Here is a 16,317-nt window from a genome sequence, read left to right as displayed (position 1 = left end):
TCTCCTGTATTCAAGGAGCCAATAAGTAATAGGATAAGGACTAAATTGAAATTAATTTTATTGTTTTGTTTCTGATTTATAATCTACCAGTTTGTAAAGGGGTGTGTTGTGCACTCCTTCGATGCTGGATATTAAACAAGAAATGGTTCTTGCAGATTTCAAATTAATAAATTGTTGTTCTGTAATTTTTATTTGAATGCTTTGTTCCTTCTCGAAAGTTGAAGTAAAGCCTGCACCATAAGATTTTATGGAAATAACTTTTCCGTTTAGCAGGAATTTATTGTTCTCTGATAAAAATTTAAAGTCACTTATTACAAGAGAACAAGTACCGGGGGCAATTTGTTTTTCAATGGGGATTCTTTTTTCCTTTTGGATTGAGTCTTGCTTTTTTTCAGTGGAAGCAAGTTTATTAGGTGGGGTACACGCTAATGTTAATCCCAGAATGGCAATAAGGGGTAAAAAATGTTTCATATACGTTGTGATTTCGTTAGTTGTCACAAGTTATGAAAAATGTATTAGTTTTTACCTTGTACTTAAGCAAAAAAAATACCCCCTTGAAAAAGGAGGTATTCTATATTTAATTACTTGAAATCATTTGTGTTGCATGATCCATTTCTTTGCATTTACAAATGCCTCAATCCAAGGTGAAACCTCGTCATCAATACGGTTCTCATCGTAATGAGCCCAATTCCATGGGTAAGTTGCTCTTTCCAGGTGAGGCATCATAGCCAAATGACGACCATCATTTGATGAAATTGCGGCCGTTGCAAATGGCGAGCCGTTTGGATTGGCAGGATACTGATCAATATTGTATCTCATAGGAATCTGATACTTGTCTTGTTCGTATGGCAAATCAAATTTACCTTCCCCGTGAGCGACCCAAATGCCTAATTTACTTCCTGCCAAAGACGAAAGCATAATTGAGTTATTTTCTGGAATGAATACACTTACAAATCCAGATTCGAATTTATGTGATTCGTTGTGAAGAAGTTTTGGGTGTTTTTCATGATCAGGATAAATTAATCCCAGTTCGGAAATTAACTGACAACCATTACAAACTCCAAGACTTAAAGTATCTTTTCGAGCGTAGAAATTATCAAGCGATTTTTTAGCTTTTTCATTGTAAAGGAATGCTCCGGCCCATCCTTTTGCCGAACCTAGTACATCAGAGTTAGAGAAGCCTCCAACAAAAACAATCATGTTCACATCCGATAAATCTTCACGTCCGGCAATCAAGTCAGTCATATGAACATCTTTAACGTCCATTCCTGCCAAATGCATCATCCAAGCCATTTCGCGATCGCCGTTTACACCTTTCTCACGAATGATGGCAGCTTTAACACCCGATTTTTCTTTTCTTTTTGGATCAATACCGAATTGTTCGAATTTCCCGGTGAAGTTTTCGTCGAATTTGAATTCCAATTCATTCTTTTTGTAGGATTTAAATCTTTCCAAAGCCAATTCTTGGCCCGCTTGATTTCGATCCAGTAAATATGAAGTTTTGAACCACAAATCGCGCAAAGAAGCAATATCAAGATCAAGAACCTGATCGTCTTTTGAGATCTGCATTTTTCCGGCTTCAGCAAGAGTTCCAATTGTGTGGAATACAATTCCTTTGTCCGTAAGAACCTGTGAAATAGATTCAAGATCTTTCACCTGAAAAATAATACCAGGGTTTTCGCTAAACAATACTTTAACCAAATCGCTTTCGTCAATCGATGAAAGATCAATATCAGCACCAAGTCTGTTGTCTGCAAAACACATCTCCAACAATGCTGTAATCATACCACCAGCCGAAATATCATGACCGGCAAGTATTTTACCTTCCAATATTAATTGCTGAATAGTTTCAAATGCTTTTACAAAATATTTAGAATCTTTAACATCAGGAGTTTGTGTGCCCAATTTATTTACGATCTGAGCAAAGCTGCTTCCTCCCAATTGAAAATCATCTTTCGAGAAATCCATATAGATTATATGAGAATTCGCGTCATTCTTCAGAACTGGAGAAATTATTTTTTTGATATCAATTATTTCACCTACAGTTGAAATGATAACTGTTCCCGGAGAATAAACCACATCGTTTTCTCCATATTTCTGGGTCATTGAAAGAGAATCTTTTCCTGTTGGAACATTAATTCCCAATTCAATGGCAAAATCACTAATTGACTGAACAGCCTGATACAGACGAGCGTCTTCACCTGGGTTTTTACAAGGCCACATCCAGTTTGCCGATAATGAAACTCCTTTAAGTCCTTGTTCAATTGGAGCCCAAACCATGTTGGTTAAGGATTCAGCAATGGATAAACGACTGCCATTTTCAGAGTTTACCAAAGCTGCAATTGGTGTATGACCAATAGATGTAGCAATTCCTTTTTCGCCTTGAAAATCAATTGCAACGGCGCCTAAATTATTCAATGGCAATTGAAGCGGGCCCGCACATTGCTGCATGGCTATTTTTCCAGTCACCGATCTGTCTACCTTGTTGGTTAACCAATCTTTGCAGGCAACAGCCTCTAATTGAAGAACATTTTCGATGTATTCTTCTATTTTATTACCATCATATTTAACAGCTTCAAATTTTTCATTCAAAGTTGTATCTGTCATTACAGTTTTTGGTGGTTTTCCAAACATTTCCGAAAGACCAAGATCAATTGGATTTTGTCCGTTTTTTTTATCCTCAAAAGTGAACCTCATATCACCGGTTGTTTCGCCAACCTGGTAAATTGGGGCTCTTTCTCTCTCTGCTATGCGGGTTAAAAGGGCAACATCTTTTTCTTTAATAACCAATCCCATTCTTTCCTGAGACTCGTTGCCTACAATTTCTTTAGCTGAAAGGGTAGGGTCACCAACAGGAAGGGCATTCAAATCAATTTTACCGCCAGTTTCTTCAACAAGTTCTGATAGGCAATTTAAGTGTCCGCCTGCTCCATGATCATGAATAGAAACAATAGGATTCTCATCGATTTCGGCCATTGCCCGAATTGCATTACAAACTCTTTTTTGCATTTCAGGATTTGAACGCTGTACTGCATTTAATTCTATAGAGTTTGTGAATTCACCGGTTGCAACAGATGAAACGGCTCCACCGCCCATTCCAATTCGGTAGTTGTCTCCGCCTAAAAGGATTACTTTATCTCCCTTTTCAGGAGTATCTTTTTGAGCTTGTTCCAATCTTCCATAGCCAATTCCTCCGGCCTGCATAATTACTTTATCGTAGCCGTATTTCTTATTGTTCTCGAAGTGTTCGAAAGTAAGAACAGAACCACAAATAAGTGGCTGACCAAATTTGTTCCCAAAATCACTTGCTCCGTTTGATGCCTTAATTAGAATTTCTTCAGGGGTTTGATACAACCATTTTCTGGGATCAGTAGCATTTTCCCAAGAACGAGCAGCTTCCAGTCTAGGATATGAAGTCATGTAAACAGCAGTTCCGGCCATTGGTACTGATGCTTTTCCTCCTGCAATTCTATCTCTAATTTCACCACCAGTACCTGTTGCTGCACCATTAAATGGTTCAACAGTAGTTGGGAAATTATGTGTTTCCGCTTTAAGCGAAATTACCGTATTAATATCTTTGGTTTGAAAGAAATCTGCTTTATCATGAGTGATCGGAGCAAATTGTTCCATTTTAGGTCCTTCTAAAAACGCACAATTGTCTTTGTAGGCAGATACAATTCTGTTATGGTTTACATTTGAGGTCTTTCTAATTAATTGGAAAAGTGAAGATTCTTTTTCTTCACCATCAATAACAAACACTCCGTTAAAAATTTTATGACGACAGTGCTCCGAATTAACCTGAGAGAAACCAAACACTTCGGAATCAGTTAATTTTCTGCCGATTTTTTCTGAAACTCCATTTAAATAATCAATCTCCTCACTGCTAAGAGCTAAACCTTCCTGTTGGTTGTATGCTGCAATGTTTTCAATATTTAGAATAGGTTCCGGTTGCTTTTCAATGGTGTAGATGTCTTGACCAATTTTTTTATAGAAAGCTTGCAGCATAGGATCGTATGTGGCTTTCTCGCTTTCTTTTTTATGAAATTCTTCAATTCGTAGAATTCCTGAAATACCCATGTTTTGGGTTATTTCAACTGCATTTGTACTCCAGGGAGTAATCATTTCCTTTCTTGGGCCAATAAAAAATCCCTCTATCTCATCTTCTTGAATTTTTTCGGCATCTCCGAATAGCCAGGAAAGCTTTTCAAAATCCAATGCATTCAATTGGTTAGTTGTCTGAACAACAAAGTGTACTTCGTCTTTTTTGAAGAATAGTATCATCTTAGAGTCTACTTATGAAATTTATAATAATGGTTGAAACCTGTTTCAAAATGCAAATATAGGTAAAAGACTTTACACAATGTAACAAAATGAATTCTCTAAGACTGCGGAATTGCTCTTTGGCTATTTGTAAGCTAAAAAGTATGAACTGAGAATGGCATTGGGCAATAGTTGCGGATGTGTTTTTTATACCGGTTGACTAAAAAATCTTGAAAACGTATTAGTGTTCGGATATGTTGAAAAATAGTAAAATAAATTTCTGTTTTATGCGAAAAGAGAGTTTCTTTGATCGCAAATTAAAAGGAGATCTTATTTGAAATGTACTTTACGCAAAGGTTTTCGGTGTTTTGAATTCTAAATAAGAACTTTGAGAACTGATTTTGATCTTATTTGTTTGATTTTTAGAAGTAAAGTGTGATCTTCTTGTTTTGCATACATGTTGAAAAACAACTTTTATAATGTTACAGATCATTGATTGCCGTTTTTCAAATCGATATTTTTGTAACCTATTTAATTTAAAATATATCTATCATGAAACCATCCCATATTGAACATATCGGTATCGCAGTAAAAAGTTTAGAAGAAGCAATTCCATTCTACGAGAAAGTATTAGGATTAGAATGTTATGCAGTTGAAGAGGTAGTGGATCAGAAGGTTAAAACAGCTTTTTTTAAAGTTGGAGATACCAAAATTGAGTTGTTGGAGTCAACAGATCCAGAAGGTCCAATCGGTAAGTTTGTTGCGAAAACAGGTGGCGGAATGCATCATATGGCATTCGCAGTTGAAGATGTCCAGCAAGCATTAACTGATGTTCAGGAAGCTGGTTGTGAAGTGATTGACAAAACGCCTCGTAATGGTGCAGAAGGTTTGAAAATTGGATTTTTACATCCGAAATCAACTCAGCGTGTGCTGACTGAAATTTGTGGCAATAAATAAGAATACTCAATAAATAATAATAACTCAATTAGTTATGGCTAGTCAGGATAAAATTAAAAAGTTAATTGATTTAAGAGCAGAGGCTAAGCTTGGTGGAGGTGTGAAAAGAATCGAATCTCAACACAAGAAAGGCAAGTTTACAGCTCGTGAAAGAATCGATATGCTTCTTGATGAAGGAAGTTTCGAGGAATTTGACATGTTTGTATCGCACCGTTGTACTAACTTCGGTATGGAGAAAACGAAATTTTTAGGCGATGGTGTTGTTACCGGTCAGGGAACAATCGACGGGCGTTTAGTATTCGTATTCTCTCAGGATTTTACTGTTTTTGGAGGATCGTTATCTGAAACTTTCGCTCAGAAAATTTGCAAAATCATGGATATGGCAATGAAAATGGGTGCACCGGTTGTGGGTCTTAATGATTCAGGAGGAGCTCGTATTCAGGAAGGTGTAACTGCTTTGGCAGGTTATGCTGAGATTTTCCAGAGAAATATTATGGCTTCTGGAGTTATTCCTCAGATTTCAGCAATTTTTGGTCCTTGTGCAGGAGGTGCTGTTTATTCTCCGGCTCTTACCGATTTCATCATGATGACAGAAGAAAAATCATATATGTTTGTGACTGGTCCTAAGGTTGTTAAGACGGTTACCGGTGAAGATATTTCTGTTGAAGATTTAGGTGGTGCTAAAATGCATGCCAGCAAATCAGGTGTATCTCACTTCATGGTAGAAGATGAAGAAGAAGGTATCATGATTGTTCGTAAGTTGTTATCTTACATGCCATCAAATAACTTGGAAGAAGCCCCAATTACAGCTTGTTCAGATCCTATTGATAGAATGGATGATATCCTCAATGAAATCATTCCAGCAAATCCGAACATGCCTTATGACATGAAGGATGTTATTTATTCGATTGCTGATGATGCTGAATTTTTGGAAGTTCACCGTCATTATGCAAAGAATATTATTGTAGGTTTTACTCGTATGGGTGGAATGTCTGTAGGTGTTGTTGCCAATCAGCCTAGTTTCCTTGCTGGTGTACTTGATATTGAGTCTTCAAGAAAAGCGGCCAGATTCATTCGTTTCTGCGACTGTTTCAATATTCCAATTTTAACTTTGGTTGACGTTCCTGGTTTCTTGCCTGGATCAAGTCAGGAGTTTGGTGGTATCATTACTCATGGTGCGAAATTAATGTTCGCTTATGGTGAGGCTACAGTTCCAAAAGTAACTATTACTCTAAGAAAATCTTACGGTGGTGCTCATGATGTAATGTCTTGTAAGCAACTTCGTGGTGATTTGAATTATGCATGGCCTACAGCTGAAATTGCTGTTATGGGTGCAAAAGGTGCAATCGAAGTGCTTCACGGAAGAAAAATGGCTGAATTGTCAGATGATGAAAAAGTGAAATTCATCGCTGAAACTGAGCTTGAGTACAACGAGGCATTTGCAAATCCATACAATGCAGCATCATATGGTTATATCGATGATGTAATTGAGCCACGTAATACACGTTTCAGAGTGATTCGCGCATTCCAGTCTCTTCAGACTAAAAAGCAATTGAATCCACCTAAAAAACATTCTAATATTCCATTATAAAAAAAACGTTCTATGTTGATGAATATTTTATCTATAGGAAGTCAAGGTGGATGGACTGTTGCCATTGTAGGTTATTCCATTGTATTTGTTGCATTGGTGCTGCTGGTAATTGTTTTTGTCAATTTGCCTAAACTCTTACATCTTAACTTAAGAAAAAAGTTGGTGAGAGAAGGTCGATCTGGCTCTGAAACTGATGACTTAAACATCGAGGGAGGTGTAAATGCTGCTATTGCAATGGCCTTGCACATGCACTTTAACCAGAATCACGATGATGAAAGCAATATCATTACAATTAAAAAAGTTACTAAGAATTATTCTCCGTGGAGTTCTAAGATTTATGGAGTAATGAATCAACCAAGATAAGCAAAATGAAGAAGTTCAAATTTACAATACGTGGGCAAGAATACGATGTTGAAATCAAAGATTTTGAAGGATCGAATGCCAAAATTGAAGTGAACGGAACGAGTTATGATGTTGATGTGCATGTTGCAGAAAAATCATCAAAAACTCCTAGATTGGTTCGCAAGCCGGTTGTTAACAAACCAGGAGAAGGTAGTATCAAAAAAAGTGGAGGAGGAGCTTCAACAGTAAAAGCACCGCTTCCGGGTAGTATTATTAAAATTAACATTGCAGTTGGTGATTCTATTAATCCAGGAGATACTCTTTTGGTAATGGAGGCAATGAAAATGGAAAATAATGTATTAGCCGAAAAAGGAGGAACCGTTAAAGCCATAAAGGTTGCAGTTGGCGATAGCGTACTTCAGGATGATGTACTAATTGAAATAGCATAACATTTCAATAATAAAAGGCAAAAACTATATAATGAGAAAACTTTATTCATTGGTATTCTCAATGATTTTGGTAATGGGGTTAGCTTTTAACTCCATTGCTCAAAAATCATCGGATACCGCAGAAAAATTAACAACGGGAAAATGGGTTAACCATGAAGATGGATATATTCCTAACCCTGTTGGAAATTCCGATATTACAGTAAAAAGATACAAGATTTTCGAATTCAAAAGTGATAATACATTTATGATGGATTCGGTAAAACAGCGTTTTACTGGAAAGTGGAAAGCAGAAGGGGAAAATGTTATAATGACATTTAATCCAAAAACTGTAACACACCTGCAAAAAAATATTGATCCGAACTCCAATTCGAATAATTATCTTACAACTTCAGAAATTCTTGATCTTGGTTCGCGTATAGCCAAAGTAGATGGTGATTTTCTTAAGTTTGCTAACTCCAGTCTTGATTGTGAAAATAACTCAGGTGCGGTCGTTGGGTTAAAGAATTTTTACGAATTTACTGGATTCGCAAATGTTACCGGTGGTAACTTATTGATGGTATTGATTGGTTTGTTTTTCATATTTTTAGCAATTAAATATGATTACGAGCCCCTATTGTTAATTCCAATCGGAATGGGTGTTATTATTGGTAATATTCCAATGTTTCAGGCTGTTGATTTTAATTTGAAATTAGGAATTTATGAGCCTGGATCAGTAATGAATATTTTATATTCGGGTGTAGTTAGTGGTTGGTATCCTCCATTAATATTCCTTGGTATTGGAGCTATGACTGATTTTTCATCTTTAATTAGTAATCCTAGATTAATGATTTTGGGTGCAGCAGCTCAGATTGGTATTTTTGTTACTTTTTTGGGAGCTCTTTGGTTGGGTTTTGCGCCACCGGAAGCGGGTGCAATTGGAATTATTGGTGGTGCCGATGGTCCTACCGCAATTTTCTTGTCATCGAAACTGGCCAATGGAATGAATGTGATGGCTAATGGAGAAACGGTTAAAAATCTGATTGGACCTATTGCAATTGCAGCATATTCGTATATGGCTTTGGTTCCGGTAATTCAACCTCCAATTATCAACTTGTTAACAACTAAGAAAGAGAGAAAAATTAAGATGAAACCGCCACGTGCAGTGTCTCGTCTTGAAAAAATTATTTTCCCTATTATTGGATTGTTGTTAACTGCATTTATTTCGCCAACAGCATTGCCGCTTTTAGGAATGTTATTCTTTGGTAACTTACTAAAAGAGTCAACAGTAACTAATCGTTTGGCTGATACAGCAAGTAATGCATTGATCAATACAATCACAATTTTGTTGGGAGTTACTGTTGGAGCGTCTACGCAAGCAGATGTTTTCTTGACTAAAGATTCCATCTTAATTTTTGGATTGGGAGCAGCTTCATTTGTCGTTGCTACAGCGGGTGGTGTAATTTTTGGAAAAATTATGAATTGGCTTTCACCAAAAGATCGTCCGATTAATCCAATGATTGGTGCGGCAGGAGTGTCGGCAGTGCCGGATAGTGCTCGTGTTGTTCAAACAATGGGATTGCAAAATGATCCAACGAATCACTTGTTGATGCATGCAATGGCACCTAATGTTTCCGGCGTTATTGGATCGGCGGTGGCAGCTGGTATTTTATTGAGTTTCTTGATGTAATAAACATCATTATAGATATTGTAAAAGGTTGTCGGTTTCGACAACCTTTTTTTGTTATTTTTTTTTCACGTCTAAAATGTTATATTTATATACATTAATTGATCAGATGTAAAATGGTAATAAAAGGAGTGGTGGGAACTGATTATTTAGGTTCTTGCTTCTCTTTTTTTTTCTTTTGAGATTTTGGCAATCTAAACCTCATTCATTATGGAACTGGGAGAACAAATTAGCAGGTCTGGAAATTTTGATTCTAATAGCAAAGGGGATTGTTTTGTTAGTATTGAGTTAAAACAATCAGGAGGGGTAAATTTTGTATTGGAATCAAAAGTGAAAGTTTTCTATGGGAAATCAATCGAAAAGCTATGTAGATCCATATTGGCTTTTTTTTCAATTGAGAATATTGCCATTGTAATTAAGGATAATGGGGCGTTGCCTTATGTTATTGCTGCTCGAATCGAGTCGGCAGTTAAACAATTGATTACATCTGAAAAGGAATTTCTTTTCGATTTTATCAAAGATAATTTATATCCATCAAATAAGGAACGGTTTCGGTTTTCCAGGCTTTATTTGCCGGGAAATACGCCATACATGATGATTAATGCTGGTCTTCATAAGCCCAATGGTATTATTTTGGATTTGGAAGATGCTGTTGCAATCTCAAAAAAGAATGAAGCAAGATATATCGTGAGAAATGCTTTGCGTTCTCAAACTTTTTATGGAGCTGAGAGAATGGTTCGAATAAATCAAGGAGAATTAGGCATTGAGGATTTGGCCTTTATTGTTCCTCACAATGTACATGTGATTTTAGTGCCAAAATGTGAGTCTGCCAATGATATTTACAGGGTTGAAGAAGAAATCAATAGAATTAAGAAACGAGAAAATGTGATACAGGATATTTTTTTGATGCCAATTATAGAAAGTGCTCTTGGTGTTGAAAATGCTTATGAAATTGCCGTTTCATCACACAATATTGTTGCGATGGCAATTGGTTTGGAAGATTATACGGCAGATTTGGGTGTTCAGCGAACCAATACGGGCACAGAATCATTGTATGCAAGAATGCGGGTTGTAAATGCTTGCCATGCAGCTAAAATACAGGCAATAGATTCTGTTTTCTCCGATGTGGGGAATATGGAGGCGTTGGCTGAAAATGTAAAAAGGTCAAAATCATTGGGCTTTCAAGGTATGGGTTGCATACATCCTCGGCAGATAGCAGTAATACATGAAAATTTCGCACCAAATTATAATGAAATCAAAAAAGCAATGGAAATTGTGAATGCTTTTCATGAAGCAGAGAAGAATGGTCTTGTTGTTGTATCGGTTGGAACAAAAATGGTTGATCCTCCTGTAGTAAAGCGTCAATTAAAGGTACTTGAATTAGCAATTAAACTCGGACTACTATCTAAAGATTGGAGGAGCGAATATGTCGGTTAAATTGATTAAAAATGCTGTTGGACGAATGGTTCCAACGGAAATTAATGGGCAGGAGGCAATTCCTTATATGGGAGTTGGAAAGTTTATTCCTAAAAAAAGAAAGTATAATTCTCTTATTTCTTCTAATGCAGATTTTCCTGTTGATGGAAATAAGCAAGTAAAGAATTTGAAAGAAGCCTTGCAAAAAGCAGGTTTAGCTAATGGTATGAGGATTTCCACTCATCATCATTTTAGAGATGGAGATTTGTTGGCCAACAAGGTGTTTGATATTGCGCATGAGATGGGTGTGAAGGATTTAATTTGGTTTCCATCAGCATCATTTCCTTGTCATGAACATCTGATTCCATATTTGGAAGATGGTACCATTTCCCGCATTGAGGGAAGTATGAATGGTCCGCTGGGTAAATATTGTTCAGAAGGTAAAATGAAGGGCGTGGCTGTTTTGCGTTCTCATGGAGGAAGGTATCAGGCTATTCAGGATGGAGAAGTTCATATTGATATAACCATTATTGGCGCGGCTTGTGCTGATTCTTTTGGAAATGCAAATGGTCTTAACGGTAAGTCAGCTTCAGGTTTACTCGGATTTGCTTTGGCGGATTCTCAGTTTGCTGATAGGGTAATTGTTGCCACAGATAATATGGTCGCATTCCCTTGTGTCCCATGGCAAATTCAGGGAAACTATGTTGATTTTACTGTTGAAATGGATCAAATTGGTATTCCCGAAAAAATTGTTTCAGGTACGACACAAATTACGAAAAGTCCTGATCGTTTATTGATAGCAGAATTGACAGCACGATTTTGTGAGGAGGCAGGAATTATTAAGGATGGATTTTCTTTTCAAGCCGGAGCCGGAGGAACTGCGCTTGCCATTGGTGAGTTTTTTGGTAAGATAATGAAAGAAAAATGCATAAAAGCCCGGTTTGCCAGAGGGGGTAGTAACAAATATCTGGTTCAGATGCTTGAGGATGGATTTGTAGAATACATATTAGATGGTCAAACTTTCGATTTGGAAGGAGTGAGGTCTATGCGGGAAAATCCAAATCATGTGTGGACCAGTCCTTTCACAAGTTATAATTATCACAGCAAAGGGAATTTTGCAGGAATGGTTGATGTCGCAATTTTAGGGGCGACTGAGGTTGATGTTAATTTTAATGCGAACGTAGTGACTCATTCAGATGGCTATTTATTGCATGGCATAGGTGGTTGGCAAAATTGTTTGTTTAGCAAGACTGTAATTCTTCCCATACCTCTTTTCCGAAATAGAATTTCGGTTGTTAGAGAAAAAGTGACAACCATTTGTGGTCCAGGCGAATTAATTGATGTAATTATTACCGAAAGAGGAATAGCAATTAACCCTTTGCGAAAAGATTTAATTGCAAAATTAAAGGAAAGCAATTTGCCGGTTAAGTCAATCCATGAATTGAAAAAGGAAGCTGAAGAAATATGCGGTGTTATGGAAGAATGTATTTTATCCGACGAGATTGTAGCTGCTGTAAAATGGGTTGATGGAACTGTTATTGATGTTGTGAGAAAGGTTTTATAGGAGGAAGTATTGAATCAAAAAAAAAAGAAGCTTCGGGGTTTCCGAAGCTTTATTGTTTTACCAAAGTTTAAATTTACTTTGTATTGAATTCTCTACTTTCGCTGCAATTTTAGGAACTTCAATATCTAAAATACTGTTGATGTAACTAATACATTTCCCGCAACCGGTATTGGCTCCGGTGTATCTTCTAATCTCTTCAATTGTAGTTGAATTTTTCTCATGAATTGCCTTATCAATGGTTTTTCTATCTACCATCTGACAGTTACAAACTATATCCCTCATTGTTTTTCTTCTTATTAATAATAATCTGCTGTAAATATATACATTATTCAATTTAAACCATCAAATTTGAGGGTGTTATTTTAAATGGTTCTAGATAAGGGTGGCGAGGAATGGTTTATTACAGCTGATTTTCAAGGTATATCTTCATCTGCCTGTACATGTCAATTACTAGGTCTTTTTTAGGTAACGTTTCGAATATTTGTTTTAAGTAAGTCTTTTCACTTACTATTTTAAAGCTTTTTTTATACTTAAGATCAAAAATTAAAGACATCTGATAAAGTTTTAGATCGTTGAGTGTAAGCACGTCCTTAAAGTCAACATGTTTTTCGTCAATAATGTTTTGATATAGCTTTTTAGAGATTTCCGGTTTATCCGATAATTCCATTTCGAGTCTTTTGTTGCTGCCCTGTTTGTTGTTTGAATAGTAATCAGAGACAATACTAAGAATATCTATTTTATCAGCATCTCTTAAGATTTGAATAAAAGGCAAAAGCTTTGGATCAATTGATTTTGGAAGAAGTAATTCATTGTGGTTTTTAATACTTTCAATTACCACATTTGTTTCTTCCTCAGTAAGCTCCGATAAAAGATTGTTTTCGGTGATGGTTGAGATGCCAAGTTGGATATGATTTATTTCCTCTGTGTCGGAGAATGTTCCAAACTTAGTCAACTGCTCAAATCTGCCAACGTCATGTAATAATGCAGAGATTTGTGCCAAGATCACATCAGACTCATCCAAACCGGATTCATCACCAAGTTCCTTAATTAAATTAACTACACGAAATGAATGATTTCGTTTCAAATTAATATTAGACTTAATTTCTTCGATCTCATTTTCAAAACCTGCAACATAGCTGTTAAACCATGTTTCTATACTATTGTAGACTTCCTGCTTCACTTCCTAGTCATTAAAAATTGCCTACAAAACTACTCTTTTTATCCAATTTTGGAAAGAAATTAAGAGGGTATTGGCTTGTGAAAAAGGAGTGCCAATACAACTACTTGATCAATGTATTGTATTTTGTTGTCAATGGTTTATAATTAAAGATTAAATAGGTTTAATGATTGGATGCCAAAAATAAGAATGATCAGCATTAGTATCCATCTAATGAAATTGGCACCCCAATTTACTGCAAAATGTGAAGCTGTGTAGCCTCCAAATATATTCCCAATAGCAGCAATGGCACCAATGCCATAATGTATTTGATCATTCATCATGAAAACGATCAGTGCAAAGGGACTGTATAGTAAAACAATAAAAACTTTTAAGGCATTTGCTTTAATCAGGTCGTAACCCATTTCCAGAACTAGTATGCCAATTAAAAAAATTCCTACACCGATATGAATGAATCCTCCATAAATACCAATTGCAAAGAAGATTGTGAATTGCTTGGATCCGAATTGTTTGTTTTGAAGTATTTTAGAGCCTGCAAGCCATTGATTCGGCTTGAAAAATAAGAAGAGCCCCATTGTAAGCATAACTCCGGCTATTAATATCTCAAATAGATCTTTGTTGATGTTTATTGCAATCTGTGCTCCTAAAACAGATCCAAGAACTGTAGGTAAGGCTAGTAGAATACCTTTTTTTAGTTCTAAAACATTTTGTTTTTTGAAATTGTAGGAGGCTACCAGTGTTTGCATGATCACACCAAATCGAATTGTTCCATTGGCAAATGGAGCAGAGAGTCCTAAAAGCATGAATAAGGAATAGGAGATTACGGTTCCGCTTCCAGCAATCGTATTGATAAAACCCACAGCAAATCCGGCCAGTAAAAGTAAACATATAATGGGAAAGGAGTAAATATCCATTTCCTGAAGATTAGCAAATAGTTCAGCCATGCCATTTGTTCTATGTAAATGGATTTAATTAATTGAAGGTATAAAAAAAAACGGCAATTCTGAATTTAGAATTGCCGTTTTTGTGGTGTCGGAAAGGATATATTTCTTTTACTTCAAAGGAGCATTATTTAGGATGTCAAGAAGATGTTTCCAAAACTTATCTACTGTTTTAATATTAATCCTTTCATCAGGAGAATGTACGTCCTTGAGTGTAGGGCCAAATGAGATCATATCCATATTCGGATATTTTTCAAGAAAAAGACCACATTCAAGTCCTGCGTGAATAGAACGGACAACAGGATCAACTCCAAAAAGCTTTTTGTAGGAATTTACCGCAATAGTAAGTATTTCTGATGAAGGGTTTGGAGCCCATCCAGGATATCCATCGGAATGTACAATTTTTGCATTTGCCATTGTCAGACATGTGCCAACCATTTGAGCGATGTTGTATTTTTCACTATCCACATCACTTCTTTGTGATGTGGTAATTTGAATTTTATTATCGTCTAAAAATTTTATAGAAGCTAAGTTTGTTGAAGTTTCAACCATGCCAGGCATTTTCGAACTCATGGAAAATACACCATGAGGACAGGCATATATAGCATCCATTAGGTTTGAAGAGCTTTCTTGATCAATAACAAAAGTTGGTTTGTCGGTAGATTCAAGAGAGATTTTTAATTTAGGTTCAGTAATTTGCCAAACCTCTTCCATTTCTGTTGCGTAAATATTCAGATCAACACGGATATTTTCTTTGAATTCAGAAGGAAGGGTAAGAATAGCGTAGGCCTCACGAGGAATAGCGTTTCTTAAATTTCCTCCTTCAAAACAGGCAATACGAATACTATATTTTTTATTTATTTGCCAAAGAAAGCGATTCAAAATTTTGTTTGAATTTCCACGACCTTTATTAATTTCATCTCCTGAATGCCCGCCAAGAAGACCTTTTACATCAATTCGTACTGAAAAATGTCCATTTGGAACATCTTCCTTGGTATATTCCATTGTTGCTAAGGTATCAATACCTCCCGCACAGCCAATAAATATCTCACCTTCATCTTCCGAATCAAGATTTAATAGTATTTCGCCATCAAAAAAGCCTGATTCTAAGGCAAATGCACCTGATAAACCTGTCTCTTCATCAACAGTAAAGAGACATTCAATAGGGCCATGTTCAATATTACCAGAGGTAAGAAGTGCCATTTCTGCAGCCATTCCAATACCATCATCTGCACCTAGTGTTGTGCCTTTTGCTTTCACCCATCCATTATCAATCCATGGAATTATAGGATCCTTATCAAAATTATGAATTGTTTCATTATTCTTTTCACAAACCATATCCATATGCGATTGCAAAACAATCGTCTTTAGGTTCTCTTTTCCGGGAGTAGCTGGTTTGCTGATTAACACATTCCCAATCTCGTCTCTTTTTGTTGGTAAGTTGTGTTTTTTTCCGAATTCAAGAAGGAAGTCAATTATTTGATCTTCTTTTTTTGAAGGTCTTGGAATTTGACAAATATCTTCGAAATGGTTCCAAATTTCGGTGGGTTGTAATTCTGCGAGTATTTTTTTCATTGTTGCTTAAATTTTACCAAATGTAGCAAATTATGAAATTTGTTAAGAAATTCCATTCAATTTTTTAATGATGTTGATTTTCATGTTTTTTTTATTTTTCACATTGACACCCCTTTCTCTGTTGTGGTGTAGTGAGAAGTTGTTGTTGTTTTTCTTGCGATTGCTTATTTTAAACTGGGGTGTTGGTTGAAAAACTCTTATTTTTGAAGTTTAGTCGTGTTTTTCTTAAAAAAAAACATATTTTTTTTATTTTTTTTTTTGAGTTTAAATATGTTGTTCTTTTTTTAAGCTATAGTGTTGATTTTTAAAAGTCAATAAACAATACTTTCAATTGAATTATCTAGGATAATTTACGAAAAACACACTAAAACATGACATAAGT

13 protein-coding genes are annotated in these 16,317 nt (G+C 36.0%); 7 read left to right on the top strand and 6 right to left on the bottom strand.

Features of this window, described 5'->3' with window-relative positions; genetic code table 11:
- Positions 1-57: 57 nt before the first annotated feature.
- Together ACKU4N_RS15520 and purL are read right to left on the bottom strand one after the other, a co-directional pair.
- On the bottom strand, positions 58-471 hold the full coding sequence (locus ACKU4N_RS15520) for a hypothetical protein (RefSeq protein ID WP_321317879.1): 414 nt from the start codon (positions 469-471) through the stop codon (positions 58-60).
- A gap of 120 nt (positions 472-591) precedes the next feature.
- Positions 592-4,281, bottom strand: a complete 3,690-nt coding sequence (purL, locus tag ACKU4N_RS15515) for a phosphoribosylformylglycinamidine synthase (RefSeq protein ID WP_321317877.1) — start codon at positions 4,279-4,281, stop codon at positions 592-594.
- 531 nt (positions 4,282-4,812) lie between these two features.
- Here purL and mce point away from each other — a divergent pair.
- The 7 genes from mce to ACKU4N_RS15480 all read left to right on the top strand — a co-directional run bounded on the left by mce (position 4,813) and on the right by ACKU4N_RS15480 (position 12,242).
- Positions 4,813-5,217, top strand: a complete 405-nt coding sequence (gene mce / locus ACKU4N_RS15510) for a methylmalonyl-CoA epimerase (protein ID WP_101261400.1) — start codon at positions 4,813-4,815, stop codon at positions 5,215-5,217.
- Between the two features lie 34 nt (positions 5,218-5,251).
- Entirely contained in the window at positions 5,252-6,808 is a 1,557-nt protein-coding gene (locus ACKU4N_RS15505; RefSeq protein WP_321317874.1) for an acyl-CoA carboxylase subunit beta, read from the top strand.
- A 12-nt stretch (positions 6,809-6,820) separates the two neighbouring features.
- On the top strand, positions 6,821-7,171 hold the full coding sequence (locus ACKU4N_RS15500) for an OadG family protein (RefSeq protein WP_101310575.1): 351 nt from the start codon (positions 6,821-6,823) through the stop codon (positions 7,169-7,171).
- Positions 7,172-7,176: 5 nt separating this feature from the next.
- Entirely contained in the window at positions 7,177-7,599 is a 423-nt protein-coding gene (locus tag ACKU4N_RS15495) for a biotin/lipoyl-containing protein (RefSeq protein WP_321317869.1), read from the top strand.
- Positions 7,600-8,152: 553 nt separating this feature from the next.
- Complete coding sequence (locus tag ACKU4N_RS15490; RefSeq protein WP_407937252.1) at positions 8,153-9,265, top strand: sodium ion-translocating decarboxylase subunit beta; 1,113 nt, start codon at positions 8,153-8,155, stop codon at positions 9,263-9,265.
- Positions 9,266-9,472: 207 nt separating this feature from the next.
- The gene (locus ACKU4N_RS15485) at positions 9,473-10,699 is read left to right on the top strand and encodes an aldolase/citrate lyase family protein (protein ID WP_321317864.1); all 1,227 of its coding nucleotides are present in this window, start codon (positions 9,473-9,475) and stop codon (positions 10,697-10,699) included.
- On the top strand, positions 10,689-12,242 hold the full coding sequence (locus ACKU4N_RS15480; RefSeq protein ID WP_321317862.1) for a citrate lyase subunit alpha: 1,554 nt from the start codon (positions 10,689-10,691) through the stop codon (positions 12,240-12,242). The genes ACKU4N_RS15485 and ACKU4N_RS15480 overlap by 11 nt, the downstream gene beginning before the upstream one ends.
- A gap of 57 nt (positions 12,243-12,299) precedes the next feature.
- On the opposite strand, the gene ACKU4N_RS15475 is transcribed toward ACKU4N_RS15480, so the two are convergent.
- The 4 genes from ACKU4N_RS15475 to ACKU4N_RS15460 all read right to left on the bottom strand — a co-directional run bounded on the left by ACKU4N_RS15475 (position 12,300) and on the right by ACKU4N_RS15460 (position 15,935).
- Positions 12,300-12,524, bottom strand: coding sequence for a (2Fe-2S)-binding protein (locus ACKU4N_RS15475; protein WP_321317860.1), 225 nt, complete (start codon positions 12,522-12,524; stop codon positions 12,300-12,302).
- A 118-nt stretch (positions 12,525-12,642) separates the two neighbouring features.
- A complete protein-coding gene (locus tag ACKU4N_RS15470; RefSeq protein ID WP_321317858.1) occupies positions 12,643-13,422 on the bottom strand; it encodes an HD domain-containing protein in 780 nt (259 codons plus the stop codon).
- Positions 13,423-13,565: 143 nt separating this feature from the next.
- Positions 13,566-14,363 carry a sulfite exporter TauE/SafE family protein gene (locus tag ACKU4N_RS15465; RefSeq protein ID WP_321317856.1) on the bottom strand — a complete coding sequence of 266 codons (798 nt, stop codon included), beginning with the start codon at positions 14,361-14,363 and terminating at the stop codon, positions 13,566-13,568.
- Positions 14,364-14,471: 108 nt separating this feature from the next.
- Entirely contained in the window at positions 14,472-15,935 is a 1,464-nt protein-coding gene (locus ACKU4N_RS15460) for an aminoacyl-histidine dipeptidase (protein WP_321317854.1), read from the bottom strand.
- Positions 15,936-16,317: the final 382 nt, after the last annotated feature.

The sequence above is a fragment of the Labilibaculum sp. genome, assembly GCF_963664555.1.
In the GTDB taxonomy this organism is placed as follows: domain Bacteria; phylum Bacteroidota; class Bacteroidia; order Bacteroidales; family Marinifilaceae; genus Labilibaculum.
The sequence above is the reverse complement of the archived record's forward strand: the minus strand, read 5'-3'. Positions and strand labels throughout refer to the sequence as shown.